This is a genomic window from Burkholderia sp. SIMBA_051 (genome assembly GCF_046534915.1).
Taxonomy (GTDB): domain Bacteria; phylum Pseudomonadota; class Gammaproteobacteria; order Burkholderiales; family Burkholderiaceae; genus Burkholderia; species Burkholderia ambifaria.
The window spans coordinates 363,630-384,577 of record NZ_JAWRXS010000002.1; the positions used below are offsets into that span (position 1 = coordinate 363,630).

Sequence of the window (20,948 nt, forward strand, 5' to 3'; positions counted from 1 at the left end):
CTACTTTACGCCGCGTTCATGCGGCACGCAGCGCCCATTCGACATGCTCGCGCACGATCGGCGACGGATCGTCGGCCCGCGCGCGCAACGCGGCGACGATCGCGTCGCGCGCATCGGGCGCGAGCCGGTCGGCCGGCGCGCGCAATGCATTGCCGAGCCCGACCGCGAGATTGCGCAGCCAGCGTTCATAGCCGATACGCCGGATCGCGCTGCCCTGCATCCGCGTATCGAACGTGTCGGCATCCCAGCCGAACAGCTCGACGAGCGTCGCACGGTCAAGCCCGTGCCGCACGTCGAAATCGGCGACGGGCGCGGCCTGCGCGAACTTGTTCCACGGGCACACGAGCTGGCAGTCGTCGCAGCCGTACACGCGGTTGCCGATCATCGGCCTCAGCGGCTCCGGAATGCTGCCTTTCAGTTCGATCGTCAGGTACGAGATGCAGCGACGCGCGTCGACGCGATACGGCTCGACGATCGCGCCGGTCGGGCATGCATCGATGCAGCGCGTGCAGCTGCCGCAGTGCGCGCCGGGCGTCTCGGGCGCGGTGTCGGGCGCCGTTTGCGCGTCGGTCGGCAGCGGAATGTCGACGTAGATTTCGCCGAGGAAGAACAGCGAACCCGCGTCGCGCTGCAGCAACAGCGTGTGCTTGCCGCGCCAGCCGACACCGGCCTTCTGCGCGAGCTCGACCTCGAGCACCGGCGCCGAATCGGTGAACACGCGGTAGCCGAACGCGCCGATCTCCTGCTCGATGCGCTCCGCGAGCGTCTGCAGCCGGTTGCGCAGCACCTTGTGATAGTCGCGCCCGCGTGCGTAGATCGACACGACGGCCGCCTGCGGATCGTCCAGGCGCGCGCGCTCGCGGGCGCGCCAGTCGTGCGGCACGAGCGCGCCGGGGGAGGCATCGGGCGCGTCGGGCGCGAGCGTCTGAGCCGGCAGATAGGCGAGCCGCGCGGAGATCACACGTCGCGTACCGGCCACAAGTTCGGCCGGCCGCGCGCGTTTCGTCCCGTGTTTCGCCATATAATCCATTTCGCCGTGGTACCCGGCTTCCAGCCAGGCGGCGAGGCCTGCTTCGGCATCCGAGAGATCGGTATCGCTGATGCCAATCGCCCCGAAACCCAATTCGCGCCCCCACGCCTTGATGCGAGTGGCGAGCGCAGTCAACGTCGCATCATCGAGCGCGCACGGCGCCGCGCCTTCGGTACGAGTCGAAGGCCTGTCGGATGCGGCGAGTTCCGGTAATCGGTTCATCGCACTATTTTACGAGAATGCCAGCCACGTCCCATACGCCTCATGCAGACACGCTGCCCGCCCCGCTCGCGGAGCGCGTGATCGCACTCGCCGACGAAGCGGCGACCGAGGCCTTCGGCGCCCGCTTCGCGCACGCGCTCGACGCGGCGCGCGGCGAACTCGCCCGCGCGCACGCGTTCGACGGGCTGCAGATCCAGCTGATCGGCGACCTCGGCGCGGGCAAGACGACCCTCGTGCGCGCGATCCTGCGCGGCCTCGGCCACCCGGGACGCGTGCGCAGCCCGACCTATACGCTCGTCGAACCGTATGCATTCGCACGCGACGATGGGGAACTTGAGGTCTATCACTTCGATCTGTATCGATTCAACGATCCGGCCGAATGGTCCGACGCGGGCTTTCGCGAATATTTCAATTCCAGCGCGATCTGCCTCGTCGAATGGCCGCAACAGGCGGGCACCCTGCTCGGCGTGCCCGATCTGGTTTTCTCGCTCGACGTGGACGGCGACGGTCGCGCCCTCACCGTCCGGGCGTTCAGCGCTTCAGGAAAGGCATGTCTCGAAAGATGTTGATCAAACCGTTCCGCTCGATCGAATCGGCGGCCACCGCGACGCACAACTGGCGGCGCCGCCAGATCCTGCGCGCGGGCGCGTCGACGCTGGTGCTCGGGCTCGCCGCGCCGCGGCTCGCGCACGCGTCGTCGGTGCTCGGCGTGCGCGTGTGGCCCGCGCGCGATTACACGCGCGTCACGATCGAATCGGACCAGCCGCTGCAGAATAGCCAACAGCTGTTGCAGGGCCCCGACCGGCTCGTCGTCGACCTGAGCGGGCTCGATCTCGATCAGGCCCTGCGCGACCTCGTGTCGAAGATCGCGCCGAACGATCCGCAGATCCAGTCGGTGCGCGTCGGCCAGTACCAGCCGCACGTCGTGCGGATGGTGTTCGACCTTAAAGGCTCGGTGAAGCCGCAGGTGTTCACGCTGCCGCCGGTGGGCACCTACAAGTACCGGCTCGTGTTCGACCTGTATCCGGCCGTCGCGCCCGATCCGCTGTCCGACCTGATCGCGCAGACGGAACGCAAGGAACAGGCGCTCAACGACACCGCGCGCGCGCAGCAGATGCAGCCGCCGACCTCGCTCGCGGGCCCGGCCGCGCCGTCGGCGCCCGCCGCGGGCGACAACACCGACGCGTTCTTCCAGCGCTTCGCGCAGAACACGCCGGCCACGCCGCGCACGCCGCCGGCCGCCGCGACGCCTTCCACGCCCGCGAAGCCGGCCGTCAAGCCGCCGCCCGTCATCGCGCGCCGCGACGACAGCGACGACGACGGCGACACCTACAAGTTCACCGCGCCGAAATCCGGCAAGGGCGGCACCATGCGCCTGCTGACGGTCGCGATCGATCCCGGCCACGGCGGCGAGGATCCGGGCGCGATCGGCGGCGGCGGCACGTACGAGAAGCACATCGCGCTCGACATCGCGAAGAAGCTGCGCGCGAAGATCGACGGCGCGCCGAACATGCGCGCGATGATGACGCGCGACGCCGACTTCTTCGTGCCGCTGAACGTGCGCGTGCAGAAGGCGCGCCGCGTCGGCGCCGACCTGTTCGTGTCGATCCACGCGGATGCGTTCACGACGCCGTCCGCGCGCGGCTCGTCGGTGTTCGCACTGTCCGACCACGGCGCGACGAGCGCCGCCGCACGCTGGATGGCGAACAAGGAAAACTCGTCGGACTTGATCGGCGGCATCAACATCAAGACGCAGGACGCGGCCGTGAGCCGCGCGCTGTTCGACATGTCGACGACCGCGCAGATCCGCGATTCGCTGCGCTACGGCGGCTACGTGCTGAAGGAAGTCGGCGGCATCAACAAGCTGCACAAGGGCTCGGTCGAGCAGGCCGGATTCGCGGTGCTGAAGGCGCCCGACATTCCGTCGATCCTCGTCGAGACCGCGTTCATCAGCAACCCGGAAGAAGAGAGCCGGCTGAACGACGAAAGCTATCGCGACCAGATGGCCGACGCGATCTTCCGCGGCATCAAGCGTTACTTCGCCGCGAACCCGCCGCTCGCGAAGAACCGGATGGCCTGACGCACGGCCGCCTGCTTTTCCCTGCCGCCGGCACGCGCTGCGTGCCGGCCCGTCACGACGCCGCGAAGCGGCGCACCAGCTTCCCGCCGAATACGTTCACCGCGAGCCCGCCCATCACGAGCGCGGCGCCTGCCAGCTGCGTGCGCGTCAGGTGTTCGTCGAGCAGCAGCGCCGACGACGCGAGCCCGACGATCGGCACCAGCAGCGAGAACTGCGCGACCTGCGCGGCCGGATAGCGCGACATCAGGCGGCTCCACAGGCCGTAGCCGAGCAGCGTCGCGACGAACGCAAGATAGACGACCGCGAAGATCGACGCGCCGTCCAGCCCGGCCAGCGCGGCGCCAATCCGCTGCGGCCCCTCGAACCACAGCGACAGCAGGAAGAACGGCACGGGCGGCACGAGGCTCGCCCATACGACCAGCGACACGAGGTTCGCGCGGCCGACCTTCTTCGTGACGATATTGCCGATCGCCCACATCGCGGCCGAGCAGATGGTCAGCAGGAAGCCGGCGAGCGTCATCGCGCGGCCGCCCTGCGCCGCGATCACGACGAGCCCGGCCGCGGCGATCGCGAGCCCGATCAGGTTCTCAATGCGCAGCCGCTCGCCGAGGAACAGCATCGCGAACACGAGCGTGAAGAACGCCTGCGACTGCAGCACGAGCGACGCGAGACCGGCCGGCATGCCAACGTACATGCCGGTGAACAGGAACACGAACTGGCCGAGCTGGATCGTCGCGCCGTACAGGATCAACATGCGCCACGGAATCTGCGGCCGGCGGACGAAGAACACCGCGGGCACGGCCGCGAGCGTGAAGCGCAGCGCGCCGAGCAGCATCGGCGGCATGCCGTGCAGCCCGACCTTGATCACGACGAAGTTCACGCCCCACGCCAGGATCACGACCAGCGCGAGCAGCAAGTCCTTCGGGGCCATCATCGGTGTCTCCTCGTTTTGAATGGTGGTTCCGAAGCGGCTCAGTCTACCGGGTTTCGCCGTACGGCCCGATACCCGCGCGGCGCGCATGGAATCGCCCGTGGGCGCAGCCGCGCATCCAAAGACAACCGCATCGCGCGTGCCCGCTGCCGCCCGCACCGCCGGCTGGCGCAGCGCCACGCCCGGTGCGCGCGTCGGCGCCACGCGGCCAGTACAATGACCGGCATCCCCGCCGTTCGCCACGAGGCCTGTCATGACCGAACCGATCAAAGCCTTGCTGAAGCCGCACATACGCGACATCGGCAACCTGCAGGTGCGCCGCACACTGCCCGCACTCGCCGCACGCCTCGTCGGCCCGTTCATCTTCTTCGATCACATGGGGCCCGCGGCGCTGCCGGCCGGCACCGGGCTCGACGTGCGCCCGCACCCGCATATCGGGCTCGCCACCGTCACCTACCTGTTCGACGGCGCGATCCTGCACCGCGACAGCCTCGGCTCGCGGCAGGAGATCGCGCCGGGCGACGTGAACTGGATGACGGCCGGCCGCGGCATCGTCCACTCGGAGCGCACGCCCGATGCGCAGCGCGCGAGCGGCCATACGGTGCACGGGATCCAGACCTGGGTCGCGCTGCCCGTCGCCCACGAAACCACCGAGCCGTCGTTCGAGCACCATGCGGCCGACACGCTGCCCACGCGCCACGAAAACGGCGTGACGCTGACGGTGATCGCCGGCGACGCGTTCGGCTTGCGCTCGCCCGTCACGACGTTCTCGCGCACGCTGTACGTCGCCGCCGAATTCGCGGCCGGCAGCCGCCTCGAGCTCGACGCGTCGCACGAGGAGCGTGCGGTCTACGTGGTCGACGGCGACCTGACGATCGACGGCACGCCGGTGCCGGCCGAGCAGATGGCCGTGCTCACGCCGGGCGCGACCGTCACGCTCGCGAGCGGCAACGGCGCGCGCGCGATGTTGCTGGGCGGTGACAAGATCGACGGCGAGCGCTTCATCGAATGGAATTTCGTCGCCAGCAGCCGCGACGCGATCGAGCGCGCGAAAGCAGCGTGGACGAACCAGGAAATGGGCAAGGTGCCCGGCGAAACCGAATGGATTCCGCTGCCCGCAGCGAAGCCGCGTTGAAAAAGGCGCGCACCGCCCCCATCCTCACGACATTCGACTGGAAGAGAACGACATGGACACCACGCTTGCCACTTTCGAGAAAGACGTCATCGAGGCGTCGCTGGACGCCCCCGTGCTGGTCGACTTCTGGGCGCCGTGGTGCGGCCCCTGCAAGACGCTCGGTCCGCTGCTCGAAAAGCTCGAAGCCGACTACCAGGGCCGCTGGAAGCTCGTGAAGGTGAACGTCGACGAGAACCAGGAGCTCGCCGCGCACTTCCAGACGCGCAGCATCCCGCACGTGATCGCGTTCGCCGACGGGCGCCCGGTCGACCAGTTCATCGGCGTGCTGCCGGAAGGCCAGTTGCGCGCGTTCCTTGACCGGCTGCTGCCGGCGCCCGAGGAAGCCGAACGCCGCGCCGCGCAATACGCGATCGCCGAGTCGCGCTACGACGATGCGCTCACCCACCTCGAGGCGGCGCTCGCGCTGAACCCCGGTTTCGACGATGCACGGCTCGACCTGATCGAACTGCTGCTCGCGAACAACCAGGTCGATGCCGCGCGCACCGAGGCCGAGCGCCTGTCGCCGCAGACCGTGCAGGGCGCCGATCCGCGCTACCAGGCGATCAAGACCCGTTTCGATGCGCTCGACGCGACCGCCGACCTGCCGCCGACCGACGCGCTCGAAGCGCGTATCGCGGCGAATCCCGCCGATCTCGACGCACGCTTCGACCTCGCGCAGAGCCTGATCGCGCGACGCGCGTACGAAGGCGCGCTCGAGCAGCTGCTGGAAATCGTGTTGCGCGACCGCGCGTATGGCGACGACCTCGGCCGTCGCACGATGCTGTCGGTGTTCGAGATGGCGGGCGACAGCCCCGAGCTCGTCGCCGCGTGGCGGCGCAAGCTGAGCATGGCGCTCAACTGACGAACGGGCGGCCGGGCTGCAATGGCCCGGCTGCCGCGCCATCGCGCGCGCCGGATCTGCCGCGCCGCGGCATCGCAGCATGCTTCTACGCGCGGATCGCTTTCCGGATCAGCCCGCGGCCCGCGCCGCGAGCGCGCGCAGCGCATGCGCGGCGGCCGCGAAACCGAAGCTCGCGGTCACGCACACGCTGGAACCGAATCCCGCACAGTTGAGCCCCGCGACATGCGCGGCCGCGGACGGCTCCGCGCCATCCTCGATGTCGCAAGCGGCCGCTTCCGGATAGATCAGCGGCTCGTCCGAATACACGGCGCTGACCTTGAAGCGCGCCTTCGGCCCGCGCGGAAAGCCGTGCTGCTTGCGCAACTGCGCGCGCACCTTCGACAGCAGCGGATCCTGGATCGTCAGCGCGAGATCGTCGATCCGGATGCGCGTCGGGTCGAGCTGCCCGCCCGCGCCGCCGACCGTGACGAGCGGCTGCCCTTTCGCGACGCACCACGCGATCAGCGCGACCTTCGTCCGCACGCTGTCGATCGCATCGATCACGTAGTCGAAGCCGCCGCCGAGCAGCGCGTCGAAGTTATCGGGTTCCACGAAATCCTCGATCCGGTTCACGCGGCACGCGGGATCGATCAGCGCGATCCGCTCGGCCATAGCATCGACCTTCGGCTTGCCGTAATTGCCGTCGAGCGCGTGAATCTGCCGGTTCGTGTTGCTTTCCGCAACGTTGTCGAGATCGATCAGCGTCAGCGTGCCGATCGCGCTGCGCGCGAGCGCCTCGGCTGTCCACGAACCGACGCCGCCGATGCCGATCACGGCGACGTGCGCGCGCTCGAACGCGGCGAGCGCGGGGGCGCCGTACAACCGCGCGACGCCGCCGAAACGGCGTTCGCGATCCACGTCAAGCTGGATTGTCGGGCTCGGGGTAAGATCAGAAGAACTAGGCGGGGCAGCGTCGGGGGCGGACATGGCAGCAAGGAAAACGTAAGCGTACAGCCCTCTATTTTGCCTGAACTCGCCGCCTACACGCGCCACTGTGCACGCACGATTCTCGCGCGTTCGCTATACTGGCCCCGGATTGAAGCGTTTGCATAACATGACAACTCTCGCCGATCTTCGCATCAACTATTCGCGTGCTTCGCTCGATGAAGCCGACGTCGCCCCCGACCCTTTCGCCCAGTTCGATCGCTGGTTCAAGGAGGCGCTCGCCGCCAAGCTTCCCGAGCCGAACACGATGACGCTCGCCACCGTCGGCGACAACGGCCGGCCGTCGGCCCGAATCGTGCTCATCAAGGGTGTCGACGAACGCGGGTTTGTCTTCTTTACCAATTACGAAAGCCGCAAGGGCCGCGATCTCGCCGCCCATCCGTACGCGGCGCTGCTGTTCTACTGGATCGAGCTCGAGCGCCAGGTGCGCATCGAAGGCCGGATCGAGAAAACCAGCACCGACGAAAGCGACCGCTATTTCGCGTCGCGCCCGCTCGGCTCGCGCATCGGTGCGTGGGCGTCCGAGCAGAGCGCCGTGATCGACAGCCGTGCGACGCTCGAAGCGCGCGAGAAGGCCGTGGCCGAACGCTACGGCGAGAATCCGCCACGCCCGCCGCAGTGGGGCGGCTATCGCGTCGTGCCCGACGCGATCGAATTCTGGCAGGGCCGCCCGTCGCGGCTGCACGATCGCCTGCTCTACACGCGCGACGCCGCGGCGGCGCCGGGCTGGACCATCTCGCGCCTGTCGCCGTAAGCAAGGCAGCGGCGCCGGTGCCTGCCGGTCGTATCTCGTGTTGCATGAGGGCGCCCGCCTCGCGGGGAGCGGGCGCCGGTCAAGATACTTGGCTGTATTCGATTCAACGAACAAACGGAGAATCCAAATGTTCTGGGAAAAGAAGCTGGCACAGTGGGCGGACGAAGTACGGGCGAAGGCGAACATACCGGCGCGCCTCGTGCTGTGGAACGGCGATCAACTCGATTTCGGCACCTTCAGCGCGCCGCAGGTCACGCTGAAGGTCAACAGCGCGTCCGCGTTGCCGCTGCTGCTCGAACCAAGCCTCGACAATCTCGGCGAGGCGTACGTGAAGGGCAAGATCGACATCGAAGGCAAGCTGTCGGACATCATCAACATCAGCTACTCGCTCGCGCGCAGCACGGTCACCAGCGCCAGCAAGCTCGCGCGCGTGAAGCGCTACTTCAATCATACGAAGAACAGCGACAGGAAGGCGATCCAGTATCACTACGACGTCTCGAACGAGTTCTACCAGCTGTGGCTCGACGAGAACATGGTGTACTCGTGCGCGTACTTCGAGAACGGTGACGAGGATCTCGCCACCGCGCAGATCAAGAAGATCGACCATATCCTGACCAAGATCCAGCTCGAGCCCGGCCAGCGGCTGCTCGACATCGGCTGCGGCTGGGGCGCGCTCGTGCTGCGCGCCGCGCAGAAGTTCGGCGCGACCTGTCTGGGCGTGACGCTGTCGCAGAACCAGTTCGATCTCGCGACCGCGCGCGTGAAGGCCGCCGGGCTCGAGGACAAGATCGAGATCCGCCTGCAGGACTACCGCGAGATCGACGGGCAGTTCGACCGCATCACGAGCGTCGGGATGTTCGAGCACGTCGGCCGCAAGAATCTGCCGCTCTATTTCTCGCGCGTGCATGACCTGCTGACCGACGACGGCATCGCGATGAACCACGGGATCACGTCGACCGACGCCGAAAGCGGCGAGACGGCGCTCGGCGGCGGCGAATTCATCGACCGCTACGTGTTCCCGGACGGCGAGCTGCCGCACATCAGCCTCGCGCTCGAAGCGGCGCAGCGCGGCGGGCTCGAGGCCGTTGACGTCGAAAGCCTGCGGCGGCACTATGCGCGCACGCTCGAGATCTGGACCGAGAACTTCGAGACGAAGGCGGAACAAGCGCGCGCGCTCGTCGACGACGAAAAATTCCGCATCTGGCGCGTGTACCTCGCCGGTTGCGCGTATGCATTCGAGCACGACGACGTGTCGATCTTCCAGATCGTGTGCCGCAAGGCCGGACGCAGCGCGAAAACGCTGCCGTGGTCGCGGCGCTATATGTACGAACACACGCTGCCGCGCTAGGCGGCACTTCACGCTGGGCACGCATGGGTGACGGCAGGACGCGGCGCAACACGCCGACGCAACGACAGCAGCGCGACGAAGCGGACGGGTCGCACGCCGACGGGCAGTTCGATCTGTTCGGCGCGCCGCCCGACGACGCACGCGCGGCGGCTGCGCCCTCGGGCGACGACTACCAGCCCGGCGCCGGCGAACGCGTGACGCCGGGCGAGCACGATGCCGCGCCACCGGCAAAGTCGCCTACGCGCGCAGGCCGTGCGTCGCCCCGCCCTTCCTCCGATCAGCAACCGGAACCGCCTCCCGCCTCAGGCCTGCTGTGGGACGAACCGTTGCCGCCTGCCACGCCGCCGAAGAAGAGCAGGCGCCAGCGCGGCGTGCCGCCCGCACCGGTTTCCGCGGAAGTCGCCGACGTGGCGGCCGCGTTGCCGCCGAATGTGCGGCTCGGCACGTCGTCATGGTATTTCCCCGGCTGGGACGGCATCGTCTACGACGGCGATTTCGCGCAGACGAAGCTGTCGCGCGAGGGGCTCGAAGCGTACGGCGCGCATCCGCTGCTGAAGAGCGTGAGCCTCGACCGGTCGTTCTACGGCCCGCTGTCGGTGGCCGACTACCTGCGCTACGCGCAGCAGGTGCCGGACGACTTCCGCTTCGTCGTGAAGGCGCCGGCGTCCGTCACCGATGCGGTCGTGCGCGGCCGGCGCGGCGAACCGTCGGGCCCGAACCCGACCTTTCTCGACGCGCAGCTGGCCACCCGCGAATTCGTGCAGCCGTGCATCGAAGGGCTTGGCAAGAAAGCCGGCGTGCTGGTGTTCCAGTTTTCGCCGATGCCCGATCAACTGCTCGTCGAACCGGCCGCGCTGATCGACCGGCTGTCGGCGTTCTTCGCGGCGCTGCCGCCGCTGCCGCTAGACGCCGACGGCACGCGCTACGCGATCGAGATCCGCGACGCGTGCCTGCTCACGCCGCGCTTCATCCGCGCGCTCGCGGCGCTCGGCGTGCGCTACTGCGTCGGCCTGCATGCGCGGATGCCCGACCCGCTGCGCCAGGCGGCCGCGCTCGCGCTGCTCGACGGCGACGCGCCGGGCCCGCTGATCGTGCGCTGGAGCCTGCATGGCGGATTCAAGTACGAACAGGCCAAGGCGAAGTACGAGCCGTTCGACAAGCTCGTCGACGAGGATCCGGCCACGCGCGCGGCGCTCGCCGAGTTGGCCGCGCGCTACGCGCTGGCCGGACAGCCGGTGATCATCACGATCAACAACAAGGCGGAAGGCTCCGCGCCGCTGTCGTGCGTCGCGCTCGCGCGCGAGATCGCCGCCGCGTGCGCGCAGTGGCGCAGCGAGGCGGCGTAGGGTTCGGCGGCGGGCGTCTCGCGGCGCCGCCTGCGGGCTTGCCGGCCGATTACGCGCCGCGCAGCGACTTCAGCCGGTGCGAGAACTTCTGGCGGAATTTCGCGAGCTTCGGCCCGATCACGACCGAGCAGTAACCCTGCCCCGGATTGCGCGCGTAATAGTTCTGGTGATAGTCCTCGGCCGGCCAGTAGTTGTCGTTGAGCGGCACGACCTGCGTGACGATCGGCTGCCCGAACACCTGCTCGCGCTCCAGTTCGCGGATCACGTCCAGCGCGATGTCGCGCTGCTCATCCGAATGCGTGAACACGACCGAACGGTACTGCGTGCCGACGTCGTTACCCTGCCGGTTCAGTTGCGTCGGATCGTGCGTCGCGAAGAAGATCTCGAGGATCTCGCGATAACCGATGCGCGCCGGATCGAACGTCACGTTCACGACCTCCGCGTGACCGGTATCGCCCTCGCACACGTCGCGATAGCCGGGATTGCGCATATGGCCGCCCGCATAGCCCGACTGGACGGCCGTCACGCCGTCGACATCGAGAAACACGGCCTCCGTGCACCAGAAGCACCCACCACCCACGGTCGCGGTTTCAAGCATCTCGTTCACCATGAAATCATCACCTCGTTGATAGCGGCGACCGCACGCATGCGCGCGCCGGCGCCGCCGGTCCGTATCGCCGCTGCCCGGTTGCCCGGCGCGAAGCGGCACGCGTTCAAGTATCTCACTCGCGCGCGAATCAGGCAGAAACGCGCGCGTATCACGCACCACCGGCGGTGCGTTTCTCGACTACACTTAGGCACGCTTGCCCGCGACGGCACACCGTCCCGGCTGCACGCAGCGTCCGATGCATGCCCGCCCCGATGCCAACATCATCCGCCGGAACATCGCTATGCACGCCCCGACAGAAATCGTCCGGATTGCAGCTCCTGCCACCGGTGCCCCGCGCGCCGGCAGTTCCATCGCACCATTGCGCCACCATGCATCCGTTGCGCCCGTTGCGCCGCCTGCGCGGCGAGCCGGTGCATCGCGTTTCCCCGCTGTCCCGATCTGATGCACCACACCGCGCGTCCTGCCATGCGTGCGGCCGCCGGTGCATGCGCATCACGCAACCGTTCGACCCGCACGTCCGCAACGAACGGCCGTGCGCCCGTGATCCGATACAACCGAGAGAGGCACTACGATGAGCATGCGGCCTGACCCGACATTTCACGCTTCGCCGGAACTCGCGATGCAGGCGCCGGCGGAAGAGTTCGCCTATACATTGTTGCTGAGCCCCGATTTTTCCAGACCCGACGCGCTCGCCGTGATCGACGTGAAGCCCGGTTCCTCGACCTACGGCAAGATCGTGCACACGGTGACGATGCCGAACACCGGCGACGAGTTTCACCACTTCGGCTGGAATGCGTGTTCGTCGTCGCTGTCGCCGCTGACCGGCCACGCGTTTCTCGAGCGCCGCTTCCTGATCATCCCCGGCCTGCGCTCGTCGCGGATCTACGTGATCGACACGAAGCCGCACCCGACGCAGGCACGCATCCACAAGATCATCGAACCCGACGAGATCTTCGCGAAGACCGGCTATTCGCGGCCGCATACGGTCCACTGCGGCCCCGAGGGCATCTACGTGAGCACGCTCGGCGGCGCGGGCAAGGACGGCACCGACGGCGCGCCCGGCATCTTCATCATGGACTGCGAGACCTTCGACGTGCTCGGCCGCTGGGAAATCGACCGCGGCCCGCAGGACAAGCATTACGACTTCTGGTGGAACCTGCCGCGCGACTACATGGTGTCGAGCGAATGGGCGCTGCCGCCGCAGTTCGAGAACGGCATCGTGCCGGAAGACCTGCTCGCGAACCGTTACGGCCACCGGTTGCATTTCTGGGACCTGCGCGCGCGGCGCAACGTGCAGACGATCGATCTCGGTGCGCAGCACCAGATGGCGCTGGAGGTGCGGCCCGCGCACGATCCGGTGCGCGAATACGGGTTCGTCGGCGTCGTGGTCGATACGACCAACCTGGAAGGGTCGATCTGGACGTGGTGGCGCGAGGACGGCCAGTTCCATGTGAAGAAGACCGCGACGATCCCGCCCGAGCCGGCCGCGGCCGACGAGCTGCCGCCGCTGCTGCAAGGGTTCGGCGCGGTGCCGCCGCTCGTGACCGACATCGACCTGTCGCTCGACGACCGCTTTCTGTACGTATCGTGCTGGGGCACGGGCGAAATGCGCCAGTACGACGTGTCGGATCCGCATCATCCGGTGCTCGCGGGGTCGGTGCGCATCGGCGGCATCGTGCGCCGCGCGCCGCACACGAACGGCCGCGCGTTCGCGGGCGGCCCGCAGATGGTCGAGATCAGCCGTGACGGCCGGCGCGTGTACTGGACCAACTCGCTCTACTCGACGTGGGACGACCAGTTCTATCCGGACGGCGTGCCGGCCGCGCAAGTGCTCGCGCATGTGGGGCCGGAGGGCGGGCTGACGCTCGCCGACGACTACTGGGTCGAGTTCCCCGACGGCTATCGCGCGCACCAGATCCGGCTCGAGGGCGGCGACTGCTCGACGGACTCGTTCTGCTATCCGTCGGTCAAGCGTTGAGCATCGGCCTCTCCGCGCCGCTCGCGCTGTGGGCAGCCGTGCTCGCGAGCGGCGTCTATCACGGACTCAACCCGGCGATGGGCTGGCCGCTCGCGGTGTCGAACGCGCTGATGACGCGCCGCGGCGGCGCGCTGGTCGCGGCGCTCGGCTATCTCGCGCTCGGCCATGCGCTCGCTGTCTTCATGGTGATGCTGCCGTTCGGGCTGCTCGCCGCGTTGCTCGCGTGGCAGTCGGCGATCCGGATCGGCGCGAGCGCGCTCGTGATCGGCTTCGGCGCGGTGCTGCTGATCCGGCGGCGCCACCCGCGCGCGCTTGCGCGGATCGCGCCCGCGCGGCTCGGGCTGTGGTCGTTCGCGATCGCGCTAGCGCACGGCGCGGGACTGATGCTGGTGCCGATCTATCTCGGGCTCTGCGGGCTCGACCGGGACGCCGGCCATCGCGCGGCGGCCACGCTCGTCGATGCGCATCTCGGGATGGCCCTCGTGGTCGCGGCGGTGCACGCGGCCGCGATGATCGGCGCGGGCGGCGTGCTCGCGTGGCTCGTGTACCGCTATCTCGGGCTGAAGTTCGTCGCGCGGAGCTGGTTCAACCTCGACGCGGTGTGGGCGTCGAGCCTGATCCTGACGGGCGCGCTGTCGCTCGGGCTGGCGGCGGCGCGCTAGCAGCGCCGCACGGCGCGGCCGCGGATCACGCGGTAAAACGCGACAGAACGGCCGTTCCGCGTCGATCGCGGCGCCACGCGACAGTGTTCGCTACCTCACGCTCACCTCACGCTCACGCCGCAATGCGCCGTGCGCACGGGCCCGGCGGTCGCGATTCCGCTAAAATCCGACCATGCGCACCCCTTCCCAACCGACCACCCCGGCCTTGTCGCCTTTCGTCCGCCGCGCCCGTTGCATCCGCCGCGCGCCGCGCCCGTCCGTTTCGTTCCGGATGGCCGCCCGATGAACCATGCCAACCCGCCGGACTTCGATTCGGCCGCATTCCGCCAGGCGCTCGGCCAGTTCGCGACGGGCGTCACCGTCATCACGACGCAGGCGCCGTCCGGGCAGTTGATCGGCATCACCGCAAGCTCGTTCAACTCGGTGTCGCTCGATCCGCCGCTCGTGCTGTGGAGCCTCGCGCACAAATCGGCGTCGACGCCGGTGTTCCGCAGCAACAGCCATTACGTGGTGAACGTGCTCGCGGCCTCGCAGATCGACCTGTGCAAGCGCTTCTCGACCTACAAGGGCGACCGCTTCGAAGGCATCGCGCACGTGGCCGGCAACTCGGGCATGCCGGTGCTCGACGGTGCGCTCGCCTGGTTCGAATGCCACAACCGCAGCCGCTACGACGAAGGCGATCACGTGATCTTCGTCGGCGAAGTGGAACGCTGCGGCGTGCGCGCGGTGTCGGATACCACGCCGCCGCTCGTGTTCCACGGCGGCGGCTTCCACGGCCTCACACCGCTTTGATCGCCCCGGTGCGCGCCAATCCGACCGGCGCGCCCGCTTCGTCCTTCAGCGTCTGCAGTACGATGTTCGAACGGATGTCCATCACGCCCGGCGCCTTGTAGAGCCGGTTCAGCACGAAATCCGAATAGTGCTTGAGGTTGTGCGCGAGCACGCGCAGCAGATAGTGGCTCTCGCCCGTCACGACGAACGCGCCGACCACCTCCGGCCATTCGCGCAGCGCTTCCGCGAAGCGCTCGTGCCATTGATTCTCTTCGTTGCGCATCGACACCTGCACGAACGCCTCGAGCTCGAAGCCGAGCTTCTCGCGGCTCAGGCACGCGCGATAGTGTTCGATGACGCCCTGCTCCTCGAGCAGGCGCATCCGGCGTAAGCAGGCCGACGGCGAAAGCGAGATGCGTTCGGCCAAGTCGAGATTGCTGATTCTGCCCTCCTCCTGCAGTACCGCCAGAATCCTGCAGTCGGTGGCATCGAGCGTGATCGCATGCATTTTTGGTCCCCCTTTTCCCTCTCATTCGAATTATCTGCCAATTCGGCGGATTGTCCATGTTTATTTCGCAAGCACTTTCTGCGAGCGTCCACCTATCATTCGAAGGATCGATTCACCGATTCGTCATGCCATGGACATACTCTGGGACATCTCGCCGCCTGTCAGCCCCGCCACCCCCGTGTGGCCGGGCGATACGCGCGTCTCCGTCGAACGCGTGTGGCGGATGGAGGCCGGCTCGCCGGTCAACGTCGCGCGGCTGACGCTGTCGCCGCATACGGGCGCGCACTGCGACGCGCCGCTCCACTATGACGCCGACGGCGCGCCGATCGGCGCGGTGCCGCTCGATACCTATCTCGGCCCGTGCCGCGTGATCCACTGCATCGGCGCAGCGCCGGTCGTGCGCCCGGCCGACATCGAGGCCGCGCTCGACGGCGTGCCGCCGCGCGTGCTGCTGCGCACCTATGCGCGCGCCAGCGTCGAGCAATGGGACAGCGGCTTCTGCGCGGTCGCGCCCGAGACCGTCGACCTGCTCGCCGCGCGCGGCGTGACGCTGATCGGCATCGACACGCCGTCGCTCGACCCTCAGGAATCCAAGACCATGGATGCGCATCATCGCGTGCGCGCACACCGGATGGCGATCCTCGAAGGGATCGTGCTCGACGACGTGCCGCCCGGCGACTACGAGCTGATCGCGCTGCCGCTGAAGTTCACGACGCTCGACGCAAGCCCCGTGCGTGCGGTGCTGCGCGCGCTGCCCGGCCATTCCTCCTGATTACCCGACCCACTGACCCGACATCATGATCAAGACCCGTGAAGACGCGCTCATCCTCGACCGCGACGACCCGCTCGCCGCGCTGCGCGACCAGTTCGCGCTGCCCGATGGCGTGATCTATCTCGACGGCAACTCGCTCGGCGCGCAGCCGCGCGCATCGGCCGCCCGCGCGCAACAGGTGATCGGCGCCGAATGGGGCGAAGGCCTGATCCGCAGCTGGAACACCGCCGGCTGGTTCGCGCTGCCGCGCCGCCTCGGCGACAAGCTCGCGACGCTGATCGGCGGCGCATCGGGCGAGACCGTCGTGACCGACACCATCTCGATCAACCTGTTCAAGCTGCTGTCGGCGATGCTGCGTCACCAGGCCGCGCGCGCGCCGGAGCGCCGCGTGATCGTGTCGGAGCGCTCGAACTTCCCGACCGACCTGTACATCGCGCAAGGGCTCATCGAGCAGCTCGGCGGCGGCTACGAGCTGCGCCTGATCGACGATCCGGCCGACCTGCCCGACGCGCTCGGCGCGGACACGGCCGTCGCGATGATCACGCACGTGAACTACCGCACCGGCTACATGCACGACATGCCAGCCGTCACGCAGCTCGTGCACGACGCGGGCGCGCTGATGCTCTGGGATCTCGCGCACTCGGCCGGCGCGGTGCCGGTGGACCTGAACGGCGCGCATGCGGACGGCGCGGTTGGTTGCACGTACAAGTATCTGAACGGCGGCCCCGGTTCGCCCGCGTTCGTGTGGGTGCCGCAGCGCCATCACGCGCATTTCTCGCAGCCGCTGTCCGGCTGGTGGGGCCACCGCGCACCGTTCGCGATGCAGCCGGGCTTCGCGCCCGATCCGGGCATCGCGCGCTTCCTGTGCGGCACGCAGCCGATCGTGTCGATGTCGATGGTCGAATGCGGGCTCGACGTGTTCCTGCAGACCGACATGCACGCGATCCGCCGCAAGTCGCTCGCGCTCACCGATGCGTTCATCGCACTCGTCGAAGCGCGCTGCGCGGGCCTGTCGCTGAAGCTCGTCACGCCGCGCGCGCATCACCAGCGTGGCTCGCAGGCGAGCTTCGAGCATCCGCACGGCTACGAGGTGATGCAGGCGCTGATCGCGCGCGGCGTGATCGGCGACTACCGCGAGCCGTACGTGCTGCGCTTCGGCTTCACGCCGCTCTATACGCGCTTCGTCGACGTGTGGGATGCCGTCGAGACGCTGCGCGACATCCTGGCCACCGATGCGTGGAAGGCACCCGAGTTCGCCGAGCGCGGCGCGGTGACCTGATCGGCGTCGACCGGCGCGCGCAGGCCGCGCGCCGCGCCCCCCGTCATTCAAATCTGGAGAGAGTCGTGAATTCTGGTCATATGCAGCCACCCGGCGACAATGCGCCGGCGGGCTGCCCGTTCTCGGGCGCACGCGCGGCCCAACCCGCTCATGAAGCGCCGCACGTGCCGGGCGACGCGGCAGGCGAAGCCGGCTGGCACGACGCGCAGCTCGATTTCTCGAAGTCGATGAGCTACGGCGACTATCTGTCGCTGAATTCGATCCTCGACGCGCAGCATCCGCTGTCGCCCGATCACAACGAGATGCTGTTCATCATCCAGCATCAGACGAGCGAGCTGTGGATGAAGCTCGCGCTGTTCGAGCTGCGCGGCGCGCTCGACGCGGTGCGCGGCGACGCGCTGCCGCCCGCGTTCAAGATGCTCGCGCGCGTGTCGCGGATCCTCGAGCAGCTCGTGCAGGCGTGGAACGTGCTGTCGACGATGACGCCGTCCGAGTATTCGGCGATGCGGCCGTATCTCGGCCAGTCGTCGGGTTTCCAGTCGTACCAGTACCGGCAGCTCGAATTCCTGCTCGGCAACAAGAACGTGCAGATGCTGCAGCCGCATGCGCACCGGCCCGACATCCTCGAGCAAGTGCGCGCGACGCTCGAGGCGCCGTCGTTCTACGACGAGGTCGTGCGCCTGCTCGCGCGGCGCGGTTTCCCGATCGCGCCCGAGCGGCTCGAGCGCGACTGGACGCAGCCGATGCGTCACGACGAAACGGTCGAGGCCGCGTGGCTCGAGGTCTACCGTCACCCGCAGCAGCACTGGGAGCTGTACGAGATGGCCGAGGAACTCGTCGATCTCGAGGATGCGTTCCGCCAGTGGCGTTTCCGCCACGTGACGACCGTCGAGCGCATCATCGGCTTCAAGCAGGGCACCGGCGGCACGAGCGGCGCGCCGTATCTGCGCAAGATGCTCGACGTCGTGCTGTTCCCCGAGCTCTGGCACGTGCGCACCACGCTGTAACGCACCGCATGCGCCCGCGCGTCACGACGACGTGCGGGCCAGCTCCTCCCCGTCGCGCGGCAACGCCCGTTCGCGCGCGAACCGCGGAATGTGACGCCGCATCGCGAGCAGTGCGACGCACACCACGCCCATCGCGACGGCCAGCATCGCCAGGTACGCCGTCGCGCCGCCCGCGGTGATCACGATCGCACCCGCGAACGCGCTGAGGATCGCGCCGAGCCGGCCGAAGGCGAGCGCGCTCGCGGTGCCGGTCGCACGCACCGCCGTCGGATAGATGTACGCGCAGAGCGCATACATCGTCGACTGCACCGCGTTGACGAACAAACCGTGCAGGCCGAGCCCGACGATCAGCCAGCCCGTGTGGCGTCCCGCATCGATACCCATCAGCCATATCGCGCTCGCCACGCCGCCGATGCTGCACAGCGCGAGCGGCCAGCGCGAACCGGCATGCGTGATCGCCCATGCGCACAGCAGCGCGCCGATCACGCCGCCGAGGTTGTACGCGGTCAATCCCGAGCCCGCGACCGACACGCTCAGCCCGCTCGCGGCCAGCATCGTCGGCAGCCAGCTGAATGCCGCATACACGGCGAGCAGGCACATGAAGAATGCGCACCACAGCGCGATCGTGTCGCGCGCCTGATGGCCGGCGAACAATGCGCCGAACCCGCCGCGCGCGCCGGGTGCGCGCGCATCGCGCAGATCGGTGAACACGGTGCCCGGCGCGACCGGCCGCTGCATGCGCGCGAGCAGCGCGCCGAGCTCCGGCCAGCGCGCGGGGCGGCGCGCCAGATAGCGCGGCGATTCGGGCAGCGCGCGCACCAGCACGAAACCGAGCACGAGCGGCAGCGCGCCGCCGGCGAAGAACAGCCCGCGCCAGCCATAGCGCGGCAGCACCTCGTGCGCGAACAGTCCGGCCAGCATGCCGCCGAGCGGCACGCAGACGATCGTCGCCGTCACCATCATCGTGCGGCGCCGCGCGGGCGTGTATTCGGCCGTCATCGTCGTGGCGGTCGGCAGCGCGCCGCCGATCCCGAGCCCCGCGCAGAAGCGCAGCAGCGCGATCGTCGCGACATCCGGCGCGAAGCCGATCGCGCAGGTCGCGACGCCGAACAGGAACACGCTGCCGATCACCGCCTGGCGGCGGCCGAAGCGATCCGCGACGATCCCAGCGCATGCGCTGCCGATACCCATGCCGATCAGCCCGGCGGCCACCGCCGGCGCGAATGCGCCGCGCGTGATCCCCCATTCGCGGATCAGCACCGGAATCGCGAAGCCGATCAACTGGCCGTCGAAGCCGTCGAGCACGATCGCGAGCGCGGCGAGCAGCACCACGCAACGCTGCATCGTCGTGAATGGCCCGTCGTCGAGCGTCGCGCCGATGTCGACCGCCGGCGGCTGCACTCCGTCGTGCGTGCTCATGCAACCTCCCGGCTGCCGCGCAGCGGCGGCAAGGTGCGCGAACGGCGCGCGGCAAGACAACGGTATTCGATGAGTTTCATGGCGTCTCCTGTTGCCCGGGCTGACGCGGCTGCGCGTGCCCCGGATCTCGTGCTTCGCGGCCGGTCGATGTCGATGCATCGGCGCCGGCATCCTGTTCTATCTGCGCCGATCCGGCGGCATCGCGTCACGCGGCGCGCGCGTATCGTCGTGCGGCGCCAGCCGGCCGCCGGCCCGATGCTCAGTCGAGCTGCGCGTCGATCAGCCGGACCAGCGCGAGCAGCGTCTCGACGTGCGGCACCGCGACGCCCGTCTCGCGCGCGGCCGCGACCACCTGACCGTTGATCGCGCCGATCTCCGTGCGGCGGCCGGCGAGCACGTCCTGCAGCATCGACGGCCGATGGCCGCGATGCTCGCCGATCGCGTGCTCGACATTGCGCGCGATCCGCTCGCCGTCCACGGCGATGCCTTTCGCGCGCGCGACGGCCGCCGTCTCCGCCGCGATCGCGAGCGCGAGCCGCGGCCCTTCGGGATCGCGGCCGAGCTGGTCGACCGTGCAGCCCGTCGCCGCGCACAGCGTGTTGAGCGCCGCATTGAACGCGACCTTCTCCCAGATCGCGGCCCAGACATCCGCATCGAGCGAACATGCGAGCCCGGCGCGCGACAGCGCGTCGGCCACGGCCGCCGCGAACGGGCGCGGCGCGCCGTCCGCCGTCATCATGCGGATCGTGCCGGTGCCGTGCGAGCGCACGTGTCCGGCGCCCGCGAAGTCGGCCGGCCACGTCGTGACGCCGACCAGAATGCGCTCGAGCGGCACGAACGCGTTCAGCGCCTCGACGTTGCCGAGACCGTTCTGCAGCGTCAGCACGGAGGTCCGCGGCGTCAGCAATGCGTGCACGCCTTCGAGTGCCGCGCACGTGTGCAGCGATTTCGTGAACACGATCAGCAAGTCGAACGGGGCATCGGGCGCGGCGCCGGCCGCCGCATTCGCGGCTTCCGGCCGCACGGCCTGCAGCGTGCGGATGCGGCGTTCGCCGCGATCGTCGTCGATGCGCAGCCCGTCGCGGCGGATCGCATCGAGATGCGCATCGTTCACGTCGATCAGCGTGACGGCTTCGCCGTGCTCGGCCAGCCGCGCGCCGAACAGCGAGCCCATCGCGCCGGCACCCAGAATCGCAATCCTCATCGTCGGT

The 20,948-nt window shown here is 68.8% G+C and carries 20 protein-coding genes; 13 read left to right on the forward strand and 7 right to left on the reverse strand.

Translation table 11 applies throughout. From position 1 onward, the window contains the following. Positions 1 to 16: 16 nt before the first annotated feature. Entirely contained in the window at positions 17 to 1,252 is a 1,236-nt protein-coding gene (queG, locus tag SB771_RS05660) for a tRNA epoxyqueuosine(34) reductase QueG (RefSeq protein WP_175660313.1), read from the reverse strand. Between the two features lie 17 nt (positions 1,253 to 1,269). On the opposite strand from queG, the gene SB771_RS05665 reads away from it, so the two are divergent. Continuing rightward, positions 1,270 to 1,821: a bifunctional tRNA (adenosine(37)-N6)-threonylcarbamoyltransferase complex ATPase subunit type 1 TsaE/phosphotransferase gene (locus SB771_RS05665; RefSeq protein ID WP_012364555.1), complete on the forward strand. Its 552-nt coding sequence runs from the start codon at positions 1,270 to 1,272 to the stop codon at positions 1,819 to 1,821. After that, positions 1,803 to 3,332 (forward strand): N-acetylmuramoyl-L-alanine amidase, encoded by a 1,530-nt coding sequence (locus SB771_RS05670; RefSeq protein WP_041491257.1) that lies wholly within the window; start codon positions 1,803 to 1,805, stop codon positions 3,330 to 3,332. The genes SB771_RS05665 and SB771_RS05670 overlap by 19 nt, the downstream gene beginning before the upstream one ends. Positions 3,333 to 3,384: 52 nt before the next feature. Here the strand turns inward: SB771_RS05670 and SB771_RS05675 are convergent, their stop codons facing one another. Then, positions 3,385 to 4,263, reverse strand: a complete 879-nt coding sequence (locus SB771_RS05675; RefSeq protein WP_175660435.1) for an EamA family transporter — start codon at positions 4,261 to 4,263, stop codon at positions 3,385 to 3,387. Positions 4,264 to 4,516: 253 nt separating this feature from the next. On the opposite strand from SB771_RS05675, the gene SB771_RS05680 reads away from it, so the two are divergent. Then, on the forward strand, positions 4,517 to 5,398 hold the full coding sequence (locus SB771_RS05680; protein ID WP_175660314.1) for a pirin family protein: 882 nt from the start codon (positions 4,517 to 4,519) through the stop codon (positions 5,396 to 5,398). A gap of 52 nt (positions 5,399 to 5,450) precedes the next feature. Then, the gene (trxA, locus tag SB771_RS05685; RefSeq protein ID WP_006750955.1) at positions 5,451 to 6,299 is read left to right on the forward strand and encodes a thioredoxin; all 849 of its coding nucleotides are present in this window, start codon (positions 5,451 to 5,453) and stop codon (positions 6,297 to 6,299) included. Positions 6,300 to 6,407: 108 nt separating this feature from the next. Here the strand turns inward: trxA and tcdA are convergent, their stop codons facing one another. Continuing rightward, positions 6,408 to 7,265, reverse strand: coding sequence for a tRNA cyclic N6-threonylcarbamoyladenosine(37) synthase TcdA (gene tcdA / locus SB771_RS05690; protein ID WP_175660315.1), 858 nt, complete (start codon positions 7,263 to 7,265; stop codon positions 6,408 to 6,410). Between the two features lie 127 nt (positions 7,266 to 7,392). On the opposite strand from tcdA, the gene pdxH reads away from it, so the two are divergent. From pdxH to SB771_RS05705, 3 genes are all read left to right on the forward strand, one after another. Further along, the gene (gene pdxH / locus SB771_RS05695) at positions 7,393 to 8,037 is read left to right on the forward strand and encodes a pyridoxamine 5'-phosphate oxidase (protein ID WP_175660316.1); all 645 of its coding nucleotides are present in this window, start codon (positions 7,393 to 7,395) and stop codon (positions 8,035 to 8,037) included. Positions 8,038 to 8,164: 127 nt separating this feature from the next. Beyond that, complete coding sequence (locus SB771_RS05700) at positions 8,165 to 9,385, forward strand: SAM-dependent methyltransferase (RefSeq protein WP_175660317.1); 1,221 nt, start codon at positions 8,165 to 8,167, stop codon at positions 9,383 to 9,385. A 23-nt stretch (positions 9,386 to 9,408) separates the two neighbouring features. Then, positions 9,409 to 10,731: a DUF72 domain-containing protein gene (locus tag SB771_RS05705; protein ID WP_175705433.1), complete on the forward strand. Its 1,323-nt coding sequence runs from the start codon at positions 9,409 to 9,411 to the stop codon at positions 10,729 to 10,731. A 49-nt stretch (positions 10,732 to 10,780) separates the two neighbouring features. Here SB771_RS05705 and msrA read toward each other — a convergent pair whose 3' ends face one another. Next, positions 10,781 to 11,341 (reverse strand): peptide-methionine (S)-S-oxide reductase MsrA, encoded by a 561-nt coding sequence (gene msrA, locus SB771_RS05710; RefSeq protein WP_175660319.1) that lies wholly within the window; start codon positions 11,339 to 11,341, stop codon positions 10,781 to 10,783. A gap of 571 nt (positions 11,342 to 11,912) precedes the next feature. On the opposite strand from msrA, the gene SB771_RS05715 reads away from it, so the two are divergent. The 3 genes from SB771_RS05715 to SB771_RS05725 all read left to right on the forward strand — a co-directional run bounded on the left by SB771_RS05715 (position 11,913) and on the right by SB771_RS05725 (position 14,773). Next, positions 11,913 to 13,319: a selenium-binding protein SBP56-related protein gene (locus SB771_RS05715; protein ID WP_012364564.1), complete on the forward strand. Its 1,407-nt coding sequence runs from the start codon at positions 11,913 to 11,915 to the stop codon at positions 13,317 to 13,319. After that, positions 13,316 to 13,981 carry a hypothetical protein gene (locus SB771_RS05720; protein ID WP_175660320.1) on the forward strand — a complete coding sequence of 222 codons (666 nt, stop codon included), beginning with the start codon at positions 13,316 to 13,318 and terminating at the stop codon, positions 13,979 to 13,981. Before SB771_RS05715 ends, SB771_RS05720 begins: the two co-directional genes overlap by 4 nt. 282 nt (positions 13,982 to 14,263) lie before the next feature. Further along, positions 14,264 to 14,773 carry a flavin reductase family protein gene (locus SB771_RS05725; RefSeq protein WP_006761047.1) on the forward strand — a complete coding sequence of 170 codons (510 nt, stop codon included), beginning with the start codon at positions 14,264 to 14,266 and terminating at the stop codon, positions 14,771 to 14,773. Here the strand turns inward: SB771_RS05725 and SB771_RS05730 are convergent. Continuing rightward, on the reverse strand, positions 14,760 to 15,260 hold the full coding sequence (locus SB771_RS05730; protein ID WP_006477992.1) for an Lrp/AsnC family transcriptional regulator: 501 nt from the start codon (positions 15,258 to 15,260) through the stop codon (positions 14,760 to 14,762). The two genes, SB771_RS05725 and SB771_RS05730, sit on opposite strands and share 14 nt — an antisense overlap. A 130-nt stretch (positions 15,261 to 15,390) precedes the next feature. On the opposite strand from SB771_RS05730, the gene kynB reads away from it, so the two are divergent. The 3 genes from kynB (at position 15,391) to kynA (ending at position 18,318) form a co-directional block, all read left to right on the forward strand. Then, on the forward strand, positions 15,391 to 16,032 hold the full coding sequence (kynB, locus tag SB771_RS05735) for an arylformamidase (RefSeq protein ID WP_175660321.1): 642 nt from the start codon (positions 15,391 to 15,393) through the stop codon (positions 16,030 to 16,032). Between the two features lie 25 nt (positions 16,033 to 16,057). Then, on the forward strand, positions 16,058 to 17,311 hold the full coding sequence (gene kynU, locus SB771_RS05740) for a kynureninase (protein ID WP_410721222.1): 1,254 nt from the start codon (positions 16,058 to 16,060) through the stop codon (positions 17,309 to 17,311). Between the two features lie 80 nt (positions 17,312 to 17,391). After that, positions 17,392 to 18,318, forward strand: coding sequence for a tryptophan 2,3-dioxygenase (gene kynA, locus SB771_RS05745; protein WP_034177043.1), 927 nt, complete (start codon positions 17,392 to 17,394; stop codon positions 18,316 to 18,318). Between the two features lie 21 nt (positions 18,319 to 18,339). Here kynA and SB771_RS05750 read toward each other — a convergent pair whose 3' ends face one another. Together SB771_RS05750 and SB771_RS05755 are read right to left on the reverse strand one after the other, a co-directional pair. After that, on the reverse strand, positions 18,340 to 19,737 hold the full coding sequence (locus SB771_RS05750; RefSeq protein ID WP_175660322.1) for an MFS transporter: 1,398 nt from the start codon (positions 19,735 to 19,737) through the stop codon (positions 18,340 to 18,342). Between the two features lie 259 nt (positions 19,738 to 19,996). Continuing rightward, the gene (locus tag SB771_RS05755; RefSeq protein ID WP_175660323.1) at positions 19,997 to 20,941 is read right to left on the reverse strand and encodes a ketopantoate reductase family protein; all 945 of its coding nucleotides are present in this window, start codon (positions 20,939 to 20,941) and stop codon (positions 19,997 to 19,999) included. Positions 20,942 to 20,948: the final 7 nt, after the last annotated feature.

Bases quoted from the DNA above. Each gene is read 5' to 3' on its own strand.
- queG (WP_175660313.1), bottom strand. From the start codon at position 1,252: ATGAACCGATTACCGGAACTCGCCGCATCCGACAGGCCTTCGACTCGT.
- SB771_RS05665 (WP_012364555.1), top strand. From the start codon at position 1,270: ATGCCAGCCACGTCCCATACGCCTCATGCAGACACGCTGCCCGCCCCG.
- SB771_RS05670 (WP_041491257.1), top strand. From the start codon at position 1,803: ATGTCTCGAAAGATGTTGATCAAACCGTTCCGCTCGATCGAATCGGCG.
- SB771_RS05675 (WP_175660435.1), bottom strand. From the start codon at position 4,263: ATGGCCCCGAAGGACTTGCTGCTCGCGCTGGTCGTGATCCTGGCGTGG.
- SB771_RS05680 (WP_175660314.1), top strand. From the start codon at position 4,517: ATGACCGAACCGATCAAAGCCTTGCTGAAGCCGCACATACGCGACATC.
- trxA (WP_006750955.1), top strand. From the start codon at position 5,451: ATGGACACCACGCTTGCCACTTTCGAGAAAGACGTCATCGAGGCGTCG.
- tcdA (WP_175660315.1), bottom strand. From the start codon at position 7,265: ATGTCCGCCCCCGACGCTGCCCCGCCTAGTTCTTCTGATCTTACCCCG.
- pdxH (WP_175660316.1), top strand. From the start codon at position 7,393: ATGACAACTCTCGCCGATCTTCGCATCAACTATTCGCGTGCTTCGCTC.
- SB771_RS05700 (WP_175660317.1), top strand. From the start codon at position 8,165: ATGTTCTGGGAAAAGAAGCTGGCACAGTGGGCGGACGAAGTACGGGCG.
- SB771_RS05705 (WP_175705433.1), top strand. From the start codon at position 9,409: ATGGGTGACGGCAGGACGCGGCGCAACACGCCGACGCAACGACAGCAG.
- msrA (WP_175660319.1), bottom strand. From the start codon at position 11,341: ATGGTGAACGAGATGCTTGAAACCGCGACCGTGGGTGGTGGGTGCTTC.
- SB771_RS05715 (WP_012364564.1), top strand. From the start codon at position 11,913: ATGAGCATGCGGCCTGACCCGACATTTCACGCTTCGCCGGAACTCGCG.
- SB771_RS05725 (WP_006761047.1), top strand. From the start codon at position 14,264: ATGAACCATGCCAACCCGCCGGACTTCGATTCGGCCGCATTCCGCCAG.
- SB771_RS05730 (WP_006477992.1), bottom strand. From the start codon at position 15,260: ATGCATGCGATCACGCTCGATGCCACCGACTGCAGGATTCTGGCGGTA.
- kynB (WP_175660321.1), top strand. From the start codon at position 15,391: ATGGACATACTCTGGGACATCTCGCCGCCTGTCAGCCCCGCCACCCCC.
- kynU (WP_410721222.1), top strand. From the start codon at position 16,058: ATGATCAAGACCCGTGAAGACGCGCTCATCCTCGACCGCGACGACCCG.
- kynA (WP_034177043.1), top strand. From the start codon at position 17,392: ATGCAGCCACCCGGCGACAATGCGCCGGCGGGCTGCCCGTTCTCGGGC.
- SB771_RS05750 (WP_175660322.1), bottom strand. From the start codon at position 19,737: ATGAGCACGCACGACGGAGTGCAGCCGCCGGCGGTCGACATCGGCGCG.
- SB771_RS05755 (WP_175660323.1), bottom strand. From the start codon at position 20,941: ATGAGGATTGCGATTCTGGGTGCCGGCGCGATGGGCTCGCTGTTCGGC.